At 43.4% G+C, this 19030-nt stretch carries 13 protein-coding genes; 6 read left to right on the forward strand and 7 right to left on the reverse strand.

The window, feature by feature from the left end; translation table 11 throughout:
• Positions 1-4: 4 nt before the first annotated feature.
• The 4 genes from glgB to B0O44_RS12005 form a co-directional block, all read right to left on the reverse strand.
• Positions 5-1951 carry a 1,4-alpha-glucan branching protein GlgB gene (glgB, locus tag B0O44_RS11990; RefSeq protein ID WP_110830720.1) on the reverse strand — a complete coding sequence of 649 codons (1947 nt, stop codon included), beginning with the start codon at positions 1949-1951 and terminating at the stop codon, positions 5-7.
• A gap of 33 nt (positions 1952-1984) precedes the next feature.
• Positions 1985-4456 carry a glycoside hydrolase family 31 protein gene (locus B0O44_RS11995; protein WP_110830722.1) on the reverse strand — a complete coding sequence of 824 codons (2472 nt, stop codon included), beginning with the start codon at positions 4454-4456 and terminating at the stop codon, positions 1985-1987.
• Between the two features lie 188 nt (positions 4457-4644).
• The gene (locus tag B0O44_RS12000; protein ID WP_110830724.1) at positions 4645-4890 is read right to left on the reverse strand and encodes a GlsB/YeaQ/YmgE family stress response membrane protein; all 246 of its coding nucleotides are present in this window, start codon (positions 4888-4890) and stop codon (positions 4645-4647) included.
• A gap of 52 nt (positions 4891-4942) precedes the next feature.
• Positions 4943-7828 (reverse strand): TonB-dependent receptor, encoded by a 2886-nt coding sequence (locus tag B0O44_RS12005; RefSeq protein WP_110830726.1) that lies wholly within the window; start codon positions 7826-7828, stop codon positions 4943-4945.
• A 191-nt stretch (positions 7829-8019) separates the two neighbouring features.
• Between B0O44_RS12005 and B0O44_RS12010 the strand changes: the two genes are divergently transcribed.
• From B0O44_RS12010 to B0O44_RS12020, 3 genes are read left to right on the forward strand one after another with little or no spacing between them, the layout of a single operon-like run.
• Positions 8020-10455, forward strand: coding sequence for a penicillin acylase family protein (locus B0O44_RS12010; protein ID WP_110830728.1), 2436 nt, complete (start codon positions 8020-8022; stop codon positions 10453-10455).
• Positions 10456-10458: 3 nt separating this feature from the next.
• Entirely contained in the window at positions 10459-10809 is a 351-nt protein-coding gene (locus B0O44_RS12015) for a hypothetical protein (RefSeq protein WP_110830730.1), read from the forward strand.
• 21 nt (positions 10810-10830) lie between these two features.
• Entirely contained in the window at positions 10831-11811 is a 981-nt protein-coding gene (locus B0O44_RS12020) for a LuxE/PaaK family acyltransferase (RefSeq protein WP_110830733.1), read from the forward strand.
• 340 nt (positions 11812-12151) lie between these two features.
• Here the strand turns inward: B0O44_RS12020 and tyrS are convergent, their stop codons facing one another.
• Positions 12152-13438: a tyrosine--tRNA ligase gene (tyrS, locus tag B0O44_RS12025; RefSeq protein WP_110830735.1), complete on the reverse strand. Its 1287-nt coding sequence runs from the start codon at positions 13436-13438 to the stop codon at positions 12152-12154.
• Between the two features lie 197 nt (positions 13439-13635).
• On the opposite strand from tyrS, the gene B0O44_RS12030 reads away from it, so the two are divergent.
• The 3 genes from B0O44_RS12030 to dapA are packed head-to-tail and all read left to right on the forward strand — an operon-like array spanning position 13636 to position 17253.
• Entirely contained in the window at positions 13636-14307 is a 672-nt protein-coding gene (locus B0O44_RS12030) for an ACP phosphodiesterase (protein WP_110830737.1), read from the forward strand.
• Between the two features lie 41 nt (positions 14308-14348).
• Positions 14349-16361, forward strand: coding sequence for an NAD-dependent DNA ligase LigA (ligA, locus tag B0O44_RS12035; RefSeq protein WP_110830740.1), 2013 nt, complete (start codon positions 14349-14351; stop codon positions 16359-16361).
• Between the two features lie 10 nt (positions 16362-16371).
• Entirely contained in the window at positions 16372-17253 is an 882-nt protein-coding gene (gene dapA / locus B0O44_RS12040; RefSeq protein WP_110830742.1) for a 4-hydroxy-tetrahydrodipicolinate synthase, read from the forward strand.
• A 59-nt stretch (positions 17254-17312) separates the two neighbouring features.
• On the opposite strand, the gene B0O44_RS12045 is transcribed toward dapA, so the two are convergent.
• Together B0O44_RS12045 and B0O44_RS12050 are read right to left on the reverse strand one after the other, a co-directional pair.
• Positions 17313-17498, reverse strand: a complete 186-nt coding sequence (locus B0O44_RS12045; protein WP_110830744.1) for a histone H1 — start codon at positions 17496-17498, stop codon at positions 17313-17315.
• A gap of 292 nt (positions 17499-17790) precedes the next feature.
• Positions 17791-19029 carry an aminotransferase class I/II-fold pyridoxal phosphate-dependent enzyme gene (locus B0O44_RS12050; RefSeq protein ID WP_110830746.1) on the reverse strand — a complete coding sequence of 413 codons (1239 nt, stop codon included), beginning with the start codon at positions 19027-19029 and terminating at the stop codon, positions 17791-17793.
• Between the last annotated feature and the right edge of the window lies 1 nt (position 19030).

A 19030-nucleotide genomic window follows, 5' to 3' on the forward strand; every position in this document is an offset into this window, starting at 1 on the left:
GAAATTACTTAACTGATTTCAGTACAACCGATCCCAGGGGTGGCAAGTCCATGATCATAGAATATTCCCTATAATGACAAGTTTCCTGTTGCGGCAAATACAAACCGTTGTTCACTTTGCCACTGCCAAATAACGCCAAAGCATCACTGTTAAAAATTTCTTTCCATTTGGCTTTAAAAGGCAAACCGATCCTGTAATTTTCACGCAGTACAGGTGTCAGGTTTAAAACCACCACAAGGGTATCTTTTGCTTTGGGCCCCTTACGGATATACACATAAACAGACTGCAGCTGGTCATCTGCATTGATCCATTCGAAACTATCGTAAGAATAATTATTTGCATACAAAGCAGGCTCAGTCCGGTACAAATGATTTAAAGCCCTTACCGTATCCTGCATGCCTTTATGAGAATCGTATTGCAACAGGTGCCAGTCCAGGGATTTGGTAAAATTCCATTCACTGTTCTGGGCAATTTCGTTCCCCATAAACAGCAGTTTACTTCCTGGTTGGGTAAACATATAAGTATAAAGAGAACGCAGGTTTGCAAATTTCTGCCACTCATCCCCAGGCATTTTATAAATCATAGAAGATTTACCATGCACCACCTCATCATGGGAAAAAGGCATCATAAACTTTTCAGAAAAAGCATAAGTAATGCTAAAGGTCAGCTGATGGTGGTGATACTTTCTATTGAGCGGATCGTTTTTAAAATACTTCAGGGTATCATTCATCCAGCCCATCATCCACTTTAAGCCAAATCCCAAACCACCTTCTGCCACCGGGTGCGTCACACCAGGGAAAGTACTGCTTTCTTCGGCAATGGTCTGCACCCCCTTATAATTGGTATAAACCGCCTCGTTTAAATCCTTTAAAAAGGTTATGGCCCCCAGGTTATCACTTCCTCCATACTGATTGGTCCCTGCCTCTTCCTCTTTTCTGGAAAAGTCAAAATAAAGCATGGAAGCGACCGCATCCACCCGCAAACCATCTGCATGATAAAGCTCCAGCCAGAACAGGGCATTACTGATCAGAAAAGACCTGACTTCCCCCCGGTCGTAATTAAAAATATAAGATTTCCAGTCCGGATGAAAACCTTTTCTCATGTCTGCATGCTCGTACAAATGACTTCCGTCAAATTCATACAAACCATGGGCATCGCCAGGAAAATGAGAAGGTACCCAATCCAGGATCACCGCAATATTGTTTTTATGCAATTGTTCAATCAGGTACATCAGCTCCTGGGGAGTACCATGTCTTGAGCTCGCTGCAAAATAACCTGTAATCTGATATCCCCAGGAAGGAAAATAAGGATACTCCATGACCGGCATGAACTCTACATGTGTAAAACCCATGTCCATCACATAAGGAACCAGGGCATCGGCAATTTCTTTATAAGTCAATACCCTTTCTGGTTCTGCGGGGTCCCTTCGCCAGGAGCCCAGGTGCAGTTCATAAACCGATATGGGCTGATCAAGTGCATTGGATTTGGGCCTTTTGTTCAGCCAGGTTTTGTCCTTCCAGGAATAATTTGTGTCCCAGATGATAGAAGCTGTATGGGGAGGGTGTTCCCATTTTCTGGCAAAAGGGTCTCCCCTTTCGAGGTCCCGGCCATCGGTAGCCTTTATGGCATATTTATAAACCTCTCCCTGTCCAAGACCTGGAATGAAGCCTTCCCAAATCCCCGAACTGTCCAGCTTGCGGTACAAATGATGTGCGGTTTTATTCCAGCCGTTAAAATTCCCAACCACCGACACAGAAAGGGCATTAGGTGCCCAAACGGCGAAAAAGGTACCTTCCACCTCATCCACCCGGATCAGATGTGCTCCAAGTTTTTCGTACAAACGAAAGTGTTTTCCCATTAAAAAAAGGGAAGTATCAAAATCAGTAAACAGACTATAGATCCAAACAGCGGAATTTTGCTTTTCAGAAACACTTTTGTTTGGCACTTTCATGGTACAGGGTTTAAACGGGTTTCATTAATCTGGTTAAATTCCGGATATCCGGATGTCCGCAAAATTCTTATTGGATTTAAAACGCAGATTGCCCTGCAGGTCCATATGAAATTCACTCAGCTCCTGCTCATCTACCGTGATTTTTTTAACGGTAAACGGAAGACCTGTAATGTTATAACAATACCATTCGTAATTTGGTGTGTACAATCCATCAATAGTTTGTTCAATCAGCAAAGATTTTTCATCTCCCCTTACCCTGAACTTCTTTTCTGAATAGATGTCCTGCTCATAGGCAAAGGTATCCCCGTGGTCTTCAAAAAAGAATGAATTCACTTCATAATCTGCATAATAGATATTCAGCAGCACTTCTTCCACATTTTTCTCTCCAACATACTGCATCACCGGGTATTCGGGAATCACCGAACCTGCCCGCACAAAAAGCGGCATGATCTCAATAGAAGCCTGTACATGATGTTCTTTTTCACCCTCCAGAAGCTCCTGCGTCCAGAAATTATACCACTTGCCCTTTGGAAGATATACAATACGGGAAATCGCGCCCTGTTCCAATACCGGACAAACCATAATCTTATCACCAAAAGTAAATTCATCCTCCCGGTAATGGTTGCTTACTTTGTCTTGTTCCAGCATCACCATTGGACGCAGAATTGGAAAACCATAACGGTGATGTTCCCAGAAAACCGAATAAATATAAGGCATTAATCTGTAGCGCAACTCTATAAATTTACGGTTGATGCTTGTAAAAGGCTCACCAAAACTCCAGGGCTCCCGTTCCGCGGTATCTCCTGCGGAATGCGCACGCATAAAAGGAGAAAAAGTACCCATTTGTATCCAGCGGGTGAACAATTCCCCATCGGGCTCACCGCTGAAACCACCAATATCTGTTCCACAGAAAGGCACACCCGAAACCGACATCCGCTGGCACTGGATATTTCCAATCCTCAGGTGTTCCCAGGTCGCTACATTGTCTCCAGTCCAGACACAGCCGTAACGTTGCATACCTGCATAGCCGGCCCGGGTAATGGTAAAGGGCCTTTTGTTGCGCATGAGTTTTTTCAAGCCGTCATAAGTAGAGCGGACCATCTGCATACCATAAATATTATGTGCCTTTCGGTGCGAACCCCGATAGCCATCAAAATTATGCCTGACATCATTTGGAAAAGTACCCGAACCAAATACCGCAGGTTCGTTCATATCATTCCAAACACCGGCCACACCGATATCGACCAGCTCCTTATACAATCCGCCCCACCATTCTCTCACCGTCGGATTGGTAAAATCCGGAAACTGGCACCTTCCCGGCCAGACGTGTCCTTCCATAAAATAATCGTCACTTCGCCGGCAGAAATAGTTGTTTTCTTTTCCTTCCTTAAAGACCCAGTAGTTGTCGTCCACTTTGATCCCCGGATCGATCATCACAACCGTTTTAAAACCAATATTGGACAATTCCTTGATCATGCGTTTGGGATCCGGAAAATATTTCTTGTTCCAGGTAAAGCAACGATAACCGTCCATATAATCAATGTCCAGATAAATCGCATCACAAGGAATGTTCCTGGAACGGAAACCTTCTGCAATTTCTTTCACCTTACTTTCCGGATAATAACTCCAGCGGCACTGGTGATAACCAATGGCCCATTTCGGAGGCATAGGGTGTGTACCTGTAAGGCTTTGGTAACGTTTAACCACGTCCATTAAATGGGGTCCGTGGATATAATAATATTGTAATTCCCCTCCGTCTGCCCAGAAGCTGGTTTTATTCACATCTTCTTTCCCAAAATCAAAATAAGAACGGAAAGTATTGTCAAAAAAGATCCCATAAGCGCTCTGGTCATGGACACCGGTGTAAAAAGGAATGGTCCGGTACAAAGGGTCCTGGTCCCAGGCAAATGAATAAGCATCTGTATTCCAGTTCTGGAAATGCCTTCCGCGCAGGTTCAGGTTACCGGACTTATCACCGAGTCCAAAAAAGTTTTCTTCGGGAAGACAGGTTTTTGTGGCATATACATAATAACCTCCAAACTCCACATTTTCTTCCCAGTGCATCGGCGCCTGGTCCTGGCTCATGACCATTTGTGACCGGTTCTCTACAAAAGAAATATGAAAATCCTGCTTTCTGACCACACAGGTAATCGTATTGGTGGAGATGGTATATTTATCTTCAAATTCTTCCAGACAGAACGTAGTCACTTTCTGATCCACGTTTTTTACTGCATAAGAAAACTCTTCCAGAAATACGCCATGCGGTGCGAGTCTTACACGCATAATTTCATCACTGACCACCCTGATCTCCACTTTTGCATCCCCATCTGAAAAGAAAAATTTATTTCCCTCATTCAGCACCTTTGTCACTGCAGACAAATACTTTTTTACAATGGGTTTTAAAACCGTAACCGGATTGTTTAAATGCTGGATGGTCTGTTCAACGATCTCCTGAATATTTTCGTTATCTTTTATTTCTTTACCTTTTTCGTTTATTTCTTCCATGAAATTCCCTGTATAATAATGAGCTACCGAGATCGTGTATTTTATACATCTAAAGTGTTAATTTTTATATTAAAAGCAAAGGATAATCCGATTTAAAATAAAAGGATAAAGCAGCAGCACCGTTCAAAAAAGCAGAACGCCGCTTAAAAATTTTAAGCGGCGTTCCGTATGTTATAAACAAGCAACCCTCAGGCATTGCCCCTGATCAGTCTGGAGATCCAGACCAACAGTACAGCGCCCAGGAAGGCTGTAATGAGGTAACCGATACTACCGCCCAGATTGATGTGCAACCAGCCAAGAATGGATCCGCCGACCCAACCTCCAACCAGTCCAAGTATCACATCAACAATAAAACCATAGCCATCTCCTTTCATTACTTTTCCGGCAAGCCAACCAGCAATGCCGCCCAATAAAATCTGAATTAATAAGTGCATAGTCTTTTTATTTAAATATAATAAAAAATTTACTCAACTCATTCACAATAATTTACGGATTAAAAGTATAAGCTACATAATAAATTGCCCCGGCCGCAGGGTTACCATAGGAAGTAAAGTTATACTTGTTCAGGACATTTGAGCCTCCTATTTTAATCATAGAATTTACAGAAGGGATTTTCAAGTTAACCTGGGCATCCATAGTCCCAAATGCCGGTACTTCTCCAGAAGCAAAGGATGAATTCCAGAAAAATTTACCCTGCCAGCGGTAATTCACATTAAAACCCACATTTTTAAACAATTCTTTTTTACCTAAACCTAGGTTGTAACGGATTTTTGGGGTATTAAAGTCATTGATGTAATCTGCCGGAATGTCTCCGATATTATTATAGGAAATGTTACCGCTCAGGTTATAATCCCTCAGCAGGTAATCGATACCTAATGCTGCACCATAAGAGGTAACCTTACCCGTCGCATTCACCGGGGCTCCGAACTTGGTAAAAGAACCATCATTAGGATTCTGCTGGTAAACGTCTACAGCGGTAATAAAGTCCTTGTAAATATTATAGTACCCATAGGCGTCGATCAGGAATTTTGGTCCAAGCAAACCTTTGTAACCCAGCTCAAAAGCCTGTACGCTTTCAGGGCGTACCCCTCTGGAATCAAAAGTATATTTTTGCAATAAAGCCGGGTTTGGCGTTCCCGCTGCTGCTGAAGCCAGAAAAGCACGGTAACTGACGTCCGTATAAGCCTGATTGGTGTACAAGCTATATTGATCCAGTAATTTCGGGATCCCCCCGATCAGGCGTTGTGAACCACCACCCACAGATAAATCGATGTACTGGTTTTGAGTAGTTGGGTTCCTGTACCCGGTCTGGTAGGAAACCCGGATGTTGTTGTCACGCGCCACGGTAAGTACACCGGTTATCCTTGGTGTAAAACGACCGTCAAAATTGGTGCTTTTGTCATAACGTCCCGACACCGTTAATTTCAGTTTATCATCAAGGAACTTTTTACCCAACTGGGCGAAACTTCCGTATTCATTGATGTCAATCTCTGAATTCTTATCGTTAAAAATAGTTCCATTGGAACGAAGCTGGTACAAACGATAGGAAGCCCCCAGTTGAAATTCTACAACATTGTTAAACAGATTGCTGAAGTTGTACATTCCCTCATAATGGTACAAATTGGTCTTATCGTCAAATTTTGCCCCATAGGCCCCTGTTTTAAAATTCGTATCGGAAATAGTGGTGTTGAGCACCTGGTTTTTAGCCGTTTCAAAGGCTGCCGTCCCCGGAATGTACCGGCCCTGGTCAGCGACTGCCCTTGCTGCTGCATGTGCTGCCGCATCCGTTGCCCCAAGAGATTTTGCTCCAATGTAATTACCTACATACTGTGGAAACCAGTCTGTTGAGCTTTTAGATTTTTCATTGATATAACTTCCTAAAATAGAAGCAATGTAGGAATCACCTGACCTTTCCTGTGTGGTATAGCCTCTAAGGAAAAAGTCCTGGCCTTTTAGTTCCAGTTTATATTGTCCAATACTGAAGTTACGCAGCGAATAACGGTCAGATCCGGTATACACCGAAGTACCGCTGCCCCAATAAATCTGCGCAATGGCTTCTATGGTTTTGGTTAAACGGTAGTTGATGGAACCCGAAGCTTTAATAGACTGGGTTTTGTAATCCACCAGTGCGCTTTCATTGTAACCCGTCCGGGAAACATTCTGACTTGGAAGCAATGCAGGATTCTGAATCCCCGCATAAAACGGGCGCATGGTGGCATTGGTACTTAGAAAATTGGTCAGGAGTGGACCTCCCGGACCTGCTTTAAATGCGGCAATCTGCGCTGCAGACGGTGGTGCCAGCAACCCCAGTGCAGCCTGAACAAAGCCTGAAGTACCCGCATTGAGCACCGATTGGGCAACATTTCTCATGTTCTGGCTCACCTCATCGCCGTAAACATTGATCCCATCGTAATTCGGATCTGAGTTTCTGTCGCCGGGTTTCACCTTTCTGGCGACCCGGTCAAAATCGGTGAAGTTATCGGCCTGCCAATCTTGCGCCTGAAGAAAAGAAAATGTTCCCTTGATCGCAAACCTGTTGTTCCATGCTTTTGCCAGACGGACATCCAGCTGGTTATAGGGCTGCACATCTGTATTGTTGTCATTTACATGGTTAATGCCGCTTTTGAACTGAAAACTTGGCCCCTGATAATCAAAAGGACTTTTTGAGGTCATCAGCATAGTACCGTTGATTCCACCTGCCCCATACAGCGCAGAAGAAGCACCCGGCAGCAGCTCGATGTTATCCACATCCAGGTCATTAATCCCAACGATATTTCCAACTGCAAAGTTCAGCCCAGGTGCCTGACTGTCCATGCCATCCACAAACTGGTTAAACCGTGTATTTCCATTGGAATTGAATCCTCTGGTATTGATCGACTTAAAGGTCAGACTCTGTGTACTGATCTCTACGCCCTTCATGTTGTTCAGCGCATCATAAAAAGAAGGTGCTGCCTGTTCCTTAATCGTTGCCTGGCCCATTCTTTCTACAGAAACCGGAGACTCCAGAATACGTTCAGGGGTTCTGGATGCTGAAATCACCACTTCCTGACCAAGAATCGCGGCCTGTTCAAGTTCAATGTCCAGTCCGGATGTATTCCCTGTAATTTGTTTTTCAACAGAAGTATAACCCAGGTAAGAAATCACCAGGGTAAAGGGTGCCTTTTCAGTTGTACTAAAGGAGTACTTCCCATTCTGATCGGTAGAAGTACCGACGGTTTTTCCTTTTACGGTAATTCCTACACCTGGTATAGGGCTCCGGCTTAGCTTGTCTATTACAGAACCGCTAATAATGATGCTTTGGGCCTGCGCATACAAAACTGTAAAACAGAGCATTAAAAGCAAAAGCATTGATTTAGTAAATGTTTTGAGCATAAGTTGGTTTTATTTGGTTTATCTTAACTATAAATTTAATACAATTAATTCAAAGCATCAATAGCATTTGATCAGACATTTGTCTGCAAATTTATTTCGCATTGCAATTGATCTAAGTTTTATTAAATTGCCATTGAAAACCAGATATTTTTCTCCGGTTAGGTAAGGATGACCTCATTAATTAAACTGAAATGAACAAAGTTAAAGCCCTTATTTGTATTGCTGTCCCTGTCCTGCTCATTTATATATTCAACATCAAACTCGGCCCTGTACCGCCCCTGCTAAAGTTTTTAAACCCTTTTGCAGGTTTTTGGCAAAATGCAGAACCCTCTTCTATAAGCAGGAACAACAAAGTCATTTTGAAAGGTACCAGCAGCCCTGTCGAAGTTGTTTTTGACGATCGGATGATCCCCCATATTTTTGCCCAGAATGACCATGATGTTTATTATGCACAAGGTTACATCACAGCCATGCACCGTCTGTGGCAAATGGACTTTCAAACCCGCTTTGCCGCTGGCCGCCTTTCGGAAGTTGTGGGCGCTAAAGCCCTTGAAATTGACCGTTACCAGCGCCGTATGGGTATGGTGTATGGCGCAGAAAATTCTTTGCGCGGCATGATGAAAGATCCAAGGGCCAGAGAGATGATCCGAGCCTATACCGATGGCATCAACGCCTATATACATGCCCTTTCCAAAGCCAGCCTGCCTGTAGAATATAAAATCCTTGACTTTACACCCGAAGACTGGACCCCGGTCAAATGTGCTTTACTGCTCAAACAGATGTCAGCTGTACTGGCCATGGGATCAGACGAATTTTACATGAGCAATATCCTCAAAAAGTTTGGGCCCAAAGTGACCAGCGATCTTTTTCCGGATTATCCTTTTAAAGAAGACCCGATTATTCCAGTGGGTACCAAATGGGATTTTAAACCCATGAACGTACCAGCTGTACCACCGGCGTTTAACCAGCTGACGGCCATGAACGTCCGGACCAAACAGCTCGAAGACGGAATAGGGAGCAACAACTGGGCTGTATCCGGTGAAAAAACGGCCAGCGGCTATCCGATCCTTGCCAATGATCCGCACCTGGATTTAAGCCTTCCTTCCATTTGGTACCAGATTCAGCTGCATGCCCCTGGATTAAATGCTTATGGGGTTTCCCTGCCCGGTGCACCAGGTATTGTGATTGGTTTTAACCAGAATATTGCCTGGGGTGTAACCAATGTAGCTGCAGATGTACTCGATTTTTACCAGATTAAATTTAAAGACAACTCGCACCAAAGCTATTGGTATGACAACAAATGGAACCCGACCAGTCTGCGTGTTGAACATATTAAAATAAGGGGGGCGCATACCGAAACCGACAGCGTGTTTTACACGCACCATGGTCCGGTGGTGTATTTCCAAAAGCCCGAAAAATTGTCCAGGGCGGACAATGTACCTATCGGGCATGCTTTAAGATGGATTGCCCATGATGAATCCAATGAACTCATGACTTTTTATTACCTGAACCGGGGTAAAAATTATGACGACTACCGTAAGGCCCTTACCTATTTTACGGCTCCTGCCCAGAATTTTATTTTTGCTTCGGCCAGCAATGATATTTCCATTACCCCTAATGGTAAATTCCCTTTAAAATGGAAAGATCAGGGAAAATTTATCCTCGATGGTACGGATCCAAAAAACGACTGGCAGGGCTGGATTCCTGCATCACAAAATCCTACGGTTAAAAATCCTCCAAGGCATTTTGTCAGTTCTGCAAACCAAAGTTCCACAGACCCCAGTTATCCTTATTACATCAATTGGGAATTTGGCTCCTATGAACGGGGTAAACGGATCAATGATAAACTGGCCAAAATGAATAAGATTACCGCGGACAGCATGAGGGTGATGCAAAGTGATGCCTACAGCATTTTTGCCGAGAACCTGGTTCCTGCCCTAATCAGCAATACCGATCCGGGCAAGCTGAATGCAACACAAAAAGAAGCCCTGAACTACGTCCGCAACTGGAACAAATTTTACAATGCAAAAGAAATTGCAGCCAGTATCTTTGACCTCTGGTCAAAACGTTTATTTTTTGACATCTGGGATGATGAATTTACAGTAGCCTCAGTCCCTATGCGCTACCCCTCAAGGGACAGGACGGTAGAGCTGATCCTTCATGACCCCAATTCCAAATGGTTCGACAATATCCATACCCCCAAAAAAGAAAGCCTGGCAGACCTGGTCAATGAATCTTTCAAGTATACCTGTGACAGCCTGGAAAGAAAATTCGGGCCAATTGGAAAAAACTGGGCATGGGCCAATGTAAAACACACCAATGTGCCTCATCTGGCAAAAATTCCCGGATTTGGTTCCAAAGTCCTGATGACCGGAGGTGCGAAAAGCACCATTAATGCCACCAGTGAAAGTAATGGCCCCTCCTGGAGAATGGTTGTGCAACTGGGAAAAAACCCAAAAGGCTATGGTGTTTTTCCGGGCGGCCAGTCGGGCAATCCAGGCAGTCCCTTTTATGACAACATGATTGACACCTGGGCAAAAGGAGCTCTGTATGATTTGTATTATATGAAAAGTCCTGATGACCCGGCCGCAAAAATAATTTCTAACCTAAAAATCACCAATAAATAACATATGGTCTTCATCGTTATTCTTATCGCCTCCTTTCTGTTACAGATTGTACTGCCCTGGTGGGTAGTGGTGGTGATTTCTTTTGCTACCTGTGGACTGATTGGTAAAACTGCAAAGATTTCCCTTTGGGCACCATTTTTTGCCATATTTTTACTTTGGATCGGGATGGCCCTGTTTAAAAGTATCCCTAACCACAATGTACTGGCTGGCCGTGTGGCGGAAATGTTAGGCGTAAAATCCTGGATCCTGGTCCTGCTGGTTACCGGAATACTGGGCGGCTTTGTATCGGCCATTAGCGGTTTTTGTGGCTATCATTTCAGAAAAGCCATTTTGCATAAAAAACCTAAAGATTAAAATTTGGTGTATTTTTGCACCGTGAATTTAACTCAGCAAATTTTTTCCATCAGCAGTGCCGCGAATTTTAGCGACACTGCCCTGCAGATTTTCAGGCACCAGGCAGAAAACTGCAGTGTATATAAAGCTTATATCCAAAACCTGCGCATTTCTCCGACAGAGATCCATCAGGTACAGGACATTCCCTATTTACCCATTTCTTTTTTTAAAAGTCATCAGGTGCTCAGTGCCCCCCGTCAGCCAGAAGTTGTTTTCAGCAGTTCAGGGACTACCGGAATGGTCCAAAGCCGCCACCTGGTCACAGATGTAAAAGTTTATGAAGACAGTTTCAACAAGGCTTTTGAACTTTTCTATGGGAAAATAGAAAATTCCTGTTTACTGGCACTGCTTCCTTCCTATCTGGAAAGAGAGGGTTCTTCCCTGATCTATATGGTCGACGCCTTACTCCGGCAAAGTAAACATCCGGACAGTGGTTATTTTTTGCACAACCACAATGACCTTTATCAAAGGCTTAAAAAACTACAGACAACTGGCCAGAAAACCATTCTCATTGGCGTAACATATGCCCTGCTTGATTTTATAGAACAGTACCAGCTTGATTTCCCGGAACTCGTTGTCATGGAAACCGGCGGAATGAAAGGCAAAAGAAAAGAAATGGTCCGTGAAGAGCTGCATCAGGAGCTCAAAGCAGGTTTTGGGGTTCCGGCCATTCACAGCGAATATGGCATGACCGAGTTGCTTTCCCAGGGCTATTCTTATGGAGAAGGCATTTTTAATTGCCCGCCCTGGATGAAAATTGTACTCCGGGATACCAATGACCCCTTAAGTCTGCTGCAAAACCAGCAAAGCGGTGGCATCAATGTCATTGATCTGGCCAATATCAATTCCTGCTCCTTTATTGCTACCCAGGACCTGGGTAAGGTCTATCCTGATGGTTCTTTTGAAGTCCTTGGCCGTTTTGACAACGCCGACATCAGGGGTTGTAACCTTTTGGTCCAGTAAAACATTTTTAATTTCTCAAGGCCTGCTTTAAACACTTAAAGCAAGGCCTTGTTCCGGCCTGAATTTTAATCCGGAGTTCCCAAAAAACCATCCCCGCGGACCAAGATTTTTTTGCATTAAAATACTGGATGAGTCCGGTATGAGTCCGGTATAAATCCGTATTGCCTCCGTTTTTCGTTCTATAGATCCGGCTACATACCAGACCGCAATTGTAAGCAAAACGGATTCATTTTAAAAGCTGCAGCGACATTGCTTCCACCAGCCATACCGCACCATACCGCACAAAAAAACCGACACATTTTCCAATGTGCCGGCCCGTTTTCTGCGGAACAATTAAAGCCTATACGGCTATAAGCAGAAAATAATTCTTTTTACCTTTTTGAACGATAATGTATTTACCGTTCAACAGGTGTTCTGTATTAAAAATTGCGGTTGCTTCTTTGATCTTTTCTTTGTTTAAAGATACCCCTCCACCCTGAATCAGTTTTTTCGCCTCTCCTTTGGAAGCAAAAACGCTGCTTTTTTCTGCCAGTAAAGTAGAAGCATCCAGGCCTTGCTGCAACTCCTGTCTGGAGAGTTCAAACTGTGGGACACCTTCAAAAATTTCTAAAACCTGTGCATCACTTAAAGTAGCAAAAAATTCAAGGGAACCATTTCCGAACAAAAATTCCGAAGTTTTAATGGCCGTTTCCAGGGCTTCTTCTGAATGCGTTCTTATGGTAATGTCTTCAGCCAGGGCTTTTTGCAGGATGCGCAGGTGTGGTGCTGCATCATGTTCTTTTTCCAGGCTTTCGATTTCTTCTTTGGTTTTCAGCGTAAAAATCCGGATCCATTTTTTGGTATCGTCATCCGAAGCATTTAACCAGAACTGATAAAATTTATAAGGGGAAGTTCTTTCCGGGTTGAGCCATACTGCACCACTTTCGGTTTTACCAAATTTAGTCCCATCGGCTTTTTTGATCAGGTGGGTAGTAATCGCATAGGCCGTTCCTGCATCCTTACGACGGATAAGTTCGGTTCCGGTAACGATATTGCCCCATTGGTCAGATCCGCCCATCTGGACCAGGCAATTGTGGTATTTCCACAAATAATAAAAATCAAAACCCTGGATCAGCTGGTAACAAAATTCAGTAAAAGACAAACCGGAATCACCGTCAAGACGCCTTTTTACACTGTCTTTGGCCATCATGTAATTGACGGTAATGTGCTTACCAACGTCCCTGATAAAAGTAAACAGGTTCATGTCCTTAAACCAGTCGTTGTTGTTCACCATCACCGCTCCATTGCCTTTTTCTTCAAAAGTTAAAAATTTCGAAAGCTGTTTTTTCATTCCGGCCAGGTTATGCTCCACCATGGCCTCGGTTTGCAGGTTCCTTTCGTCTGACTTTCCGGAAGGATCACCAACCATTCCGGTAGCACCGCCAACCAAAGCATAAGGTTTATGTCCGGCGCGTTGAAAATGAATCAGGGTCATAATCTGGGTCAGGTGGCCAACATGCAATGAATCTGCAGTAGGGTCAAAACCAATATACCCGGATGTCATTCCCTCATTTAATTTTTCCTCCGTACCGGGCATGATGTCCTGTAACATGCCCCGCCATCTTAGTTCCTCTACAAAATTGGTCATTGTTTAATCCTTTTGCGGCAAATATAGGAAATAAGATAAATCCTTTACCGATCTATGTGACAAATGCGGTGCAATAAATATAAACTGATCACAATGACGAACTTATCTTTCCCACCCAATGAACAGTCCCATCTTTTAAAAGTATTTTATTACATTTATAAAAACAGGTTTACACGATAAATTTCAGTTACTGGTCTATGAATTTCTTATCGCATTATTATTTTGAAAGGGAAAATCCGGACAGTCATATGGTCATCGGGGTGGTCCTCCCCGACTTTATAAAAAATGCGCACAAAGACTGGAATTTAAACCCGCAAAAACAGGAGGCCTTGTTTTTGACAGACCCTGTGCATTGGTCTATATTGACCGGCTGGAAAAGACACCTGGAAGTGGACAGGCTTTTTCACAATTCTGATTTTTTTATTGGGCAGACGGCTTCCCTTAAACAATTGATTTTGCCTGTTCTGCACAGCGGGCCCGTAAAACCTTTTTTTCTGGCACACATCGCATTGGAACTCCTTCTGGACCATCTGTTGAGCCTGGATACTTCCATTAGCATTCAAAAATTCTATGAGCAGCTTGGCCTGGCCAATGATGCCCAACTGCAATCCTTTCTGCAATTGGCCGGCATCAGGGACCTTGAACTTTTTCTGCGTTTTTTAAACAATTTTATCTCCAGCCGCTATTTACTCAGCTATCAGAAAATAGAAAACATCACCTATGCCTTAAACCGCATCTGTATGCGCTTGTGGACAGACCCTTTAAGTAAAGAACAATTGGATGAGCTGACCACATCCCTGATTCTGTTTACTGCTGGCATTAAGGACAATTACAAAACAATTTTCGAAGAAATAGAGCAGAAACTCTAGGTGTGCTTCCTTTTGAGTACAGCTCTTCGTATCTTCGCTTTATGTCAGAATCCGCTATAAAAGACACAATGGATGCATTGGTTAAAGAGCTTAACCAGCATACCTATAATTATTATGTATTGGCCATGCCTACCATTGCCGATTACGAATTTGATAAAAAACTCGAGGAGCTCATTAAGCTGGAACAGGCTTACCCCGCTTTTGCCGATCCGGATTCTCCAACAGGGAAAGTGGGCGGCGACATCACCAAAAACTTTGTGACTGTTGACCATAAATGGCCTATGTTGTCTCTTGGGAACACCTATAATGAGCAGGACCTGCGTGATTTTGATGAGCGTATCAAAAAAGCAATCGGCACCCAGTTTCAATATGTCTGTGAACTTAAATTTGACGGGCTTTCCATTAGCCTTACTTATGAACACAATAAGCTTATCCGGGCAGTTACACGGGGTGACGGGTCAAAAGGAGATGATGTGACCTCCAATGTAAAAACCATCAACACCATTCCGCATCATTTAAAAACACACCTGGCGCCCGAACTTTTTGAAATCAGGGGCGAAATATTTATGCACCGGGCCGCATTTGAAAAGCTCAACAAGGAAAGAGAAGAACTGGGTGAACTGACTTATGCCAACCCAAGAAATTTTGCCGCAGGGACCGTTAAAATGCAGGATTCCCGGGAAGTGGCCAAAAGGCCCCTGGATTGCTTCCTATACTCTTTAAATACAGATAAAATTTATTTTAAAACGCATTGGGAAAGCCTGCAGACCTTAAAAACCTGGGGCTTTCATGTCAGCGAACACAGCAAACTTGCAAATTCCCTGGAAGAGGTTTTTGACTTTATACACCACTGGGAAAATGCCCGTTTTAACCTGGGTTACGATATCGATGGAATTGTGGTCAAGGTGAACAGTTATGCCCAGCAACAGGAGCTTGGTTTTACGGCAAAGTCCCCGCGTTGGGCCATTTCTTATAAGTTCAAGGCAGAAGAAGTAGAAACCATACTGGAAAAAGTAACCTACCAGGTGGGAAGAACGGGCGCGGTTACCCCTGTTGCAAACCTTAAACCCGTACAGCTGGCCGGAACCACTGTAAAAAGGGCCACCCTGCATAATGCTAACGAAATTGAAAGGCTGGACCTGCATGAGGGCGACAGTGTTTTTGTAGAAAAGGGCGGAGAAATTATTCCAAAAATCATCCAGGTCAACCTGGATAAAAGAAAGGCCGGCGCCCAGAAGGTAATTTACCCTACACTTTGCCCGCAATGCAACACGCAGCTGATCCGCAAAGAAGGTGAAGTCGCTTTCTATTGCCCCAATGATGAAGGCTGTCCGCCCCAGATTGTCGGAAAGATCCAGCATTTTATTGGCAGAAAAGCCATGAATATTGACGGCCTGGGTGATGAAACCATTGAGACCTTTTTCCAGCGGGGCCTGATTGCACACATCAGTGACCTTTATACCCTTCACCAAAAGGCAGAAGAACTGAAATCAATAGAGCGCTTTGGCGAAAAGTCTATAGAAAATATGCTTAAAGGCATAGAACTCTCTAAACAAATGCCTTTTGAAAAGGTGCTGTTCGGACTGGGCATCCGTTATGTCGGCGAAACGGTTGCCAAAAAACTGGCGATGGGAACAGGCAATATTGACCGCTTGGCCAGTGCCAGCCTCGAAGAACTGGTCACTATTGATGAAATCGGTCAAAGAATTGCTGAAAGTATCATTGAATATTTTAGCAAAACAGAACATGTACAGCAAATTGAGCTTCTGAAATCCTATGGATTGCAACTGGAGGCAAAAGAAAACACAATTACGCTTCAAAGTGATAAATTAACTGGAAAAACATTTGTAATTTCGGGCGTTTTCGAAAAATACAGCAGGGAAGAACTAAAAGAACTGATTGAAAGCAATGGCGGTAAGATTTTAAGCAGTATTTCTGCCAAATTGAATTACCTCCTTGCCGGAGATAACATGGGCCCCTCCAAGCTGGAAAAAGCCCAGAAGTTGAGTGTACCCCTGATTTCAGAGGACGATTTATTAGAGATGTTGAAATAATAATTTAAAAATGAAAAGATTTCATGGAACCGGTGTGGCATTGGTTACACCATTTAATGCAGACGGATCTGTTGATTATGAGGGCTTAAAAAACCTCATCAATTACATGGTCCACGGAAAGGTAGAATACCTGGTATCCTTAGGTACCACAGGAGAAGCATCAACACTCAATAAGAACGAAAAGAAGAAGATCTGGGAATTTACTGCCGAAATCAATAATGGCCGTTTGCCCCTTGTTGCCGGTATAGGTGGCAATAATACCGCAGAACTGATCGAAGAAATCAAAGCTTTTGAAGCCAATGGTTACGATGCAGTTCTTTCGGCAAGCCCTTACTACAATAAACCAACCCAGGAAGGTATATATCAGCATTACAAGGCCATCAGTGAAGCCAGTGCTTTAGACATTCTGTTGTACAATGTACCGGGAAGAACAGCCAGCAATCTAAGTCCGGAAACCACCTGCCGTCTGGCACATGATTTTAAAAACATCATTGCCACTAAAGAAGCTTCAGGAAGTTTTGATCAGTTTAACCAGATCATGAGGGATAAACCCGAAGACTTTCTACTGATTTCCGGTGATGATCCGATCGCATTACCCATGATTTCCCTTGGGGCTGCCGGTGTCATTTCCGTTATAGGAAATGCGCTGCCAAAACAATTGTCTGACCTGATCAGGTTAAGCCTGGAAGGCAACTTTGCGCAAGCCCTGCCAGCCCACCTTGGCCTCATCGAATTTACGCGCCTGGTTTTTGCAGAAGGCAATCCTGCCGGTGTAAAAGCAGCTTTAAAATACCTGGACATCTGTGGGGACAAAGTCCGCTTGCCCCTGGTCAATGTTTCAGCGGATCTGGAGCAGCAGATCATTCAACAGGTCAAAAAGATCATTGCTTAACATAAAAAAGGCCCTTCAATTACGAAGGGCCTTTTTTATGGTTACAAACAGGCTGTGGTCTAGCCTTTGTTTTTAGCCGCCTGAATTTCTAAACGGATCGCCTGAGCAAGGTTTTTTACATCTTGTAAGCCTTTTCTTACACGCGTACCAGCTGCGCTGTTCGCTTTGTTGTAAAATTTGTCAGCATCTGCTTCAAGACCATTGATCAGGTCTTTCAGTTCATTAAATTTTTCGATTTTTGCCATTTTTAGTTACTCCTTTAGTTTTTAAGGTTAGGTTTATACTCTCTTACTAAAGTAAGATGTTTATTCTAATAAAAAAACTTTTGAAGCAAGAAAAAAAGCCTTCAAATATGGTTTTTTTCCACAATCAAGGCGGTTATTCACAATAGAGCATCCATTTAAAATATTTATAATCCTGTAAAACAAGCACTTACATAAATTAAATCACCTAAAAAGGGCTTTTAAACGTATTTAAAAGCCCTTTTTAAAATTAAAATATATTTTCAATTACACATGGATATTTTGTCCCGGTCAGCTATATTTCAAACTGGTTCTCCTTATAATAGCCACTTTTCAATTTGGAAGAGACTTCACTGAAGGCATCTAAAGTCCGCTGCACATCCTCCATAGTGTGGACTGCAGTAGGAATCAGACGTAGTTCTATTAATCCTTTAGGGATCACCGGATAAACCACAATAGAACAAAAAATGCCATAGTTCTCCCTAAGGTCCATGGTCAGTGCGGTGGCTTCCAGTAATTCTCCTTTTAAAAATACAGGCGTAACCATGGTATTGGTAATGCCCAGATCAAAGCCACGTTCCCGTAGGCCTTTTTGCAGGGATGTTGCCACGTTCCACAGTTTTTCACGAAGTTCAGATTTGCTTTTTAACAGTTCCAGACGTTTCAGCAAGCCAATCACCATAGGCATAGGCAAAGCCTTTGCAAAAGTTTGAGAGCGCATGTTATAGCGCAGAAAATTAGTAATCTGTTCCGTAGAGGCCACAAATGCACCTATTCCAGCCATTGCTTTTGCAAAAGTTCCAAAATAAATATCTACCCCTTCTATACAATCCTGGGCTTCATGTGTACCCGCACCGGTTGGTCCCATTGTTCCAAAACCATGTGCATCATCAATCAGCAACCTGAAGTTAAATTCTTTTTTCAACTCAACGAGTTCCTTCAGTTTACCCTGGGCACCAGACATTCCGAAAACCCCCTCGGTAATGACCAGTATACCGCCCCCACTTTGCTCCACCAGTTTGGAAGCCCTTTCCAGCTGCTTCCTTGCACTTTCAATATCATTGTGTTTATAAACAAAACGCTTGCCCATATGCAGCCTCAGGCCATCAATGATACAGGCATGCGATTCCGCATCATAAACGATCACATCATTTCTGTCAACAAGACTGTCTATAATTGAAACCATTCCCTGGTAGCCAAAATTCAGCAGAAAAGCATCTTCCTTGCCAACAAAAGTACCCAGTTCCTGTTCCAGTTGTTCATGGTATTTAGAATTGCCGGACATCATTCTGGCCCCCATCGGATAAGCCATTCCAAAATCCGTCGCCCCCACTCTATCCGCTTCCCGGACTTCAGGATGATTGGCCAAACCAAGATAATTGTTCAGGCTCCAGACCAAATGCTCTTTTCCACGGAAATTCATATGAGGTGCAATTTCGCCTTCCAGTTTTGGAAAAGAGAAATAGCCATGCGACCATTTTTGATGCTGACCAATAGGCCCCATATGCTTTGCTATCTTTTCAAAAATATCCAAT

It is taken from the genome of Pedobacter nutrimenti (assembly GCF_003208655.1).
Taxonomy (GTDB): domain Bacteria; phylum Bacteroidota; class Bacteroidia; order Sphingobacteriales; family Sphingobacteriaceae; genus Pedobacter; species Pedobacter nutrimenti.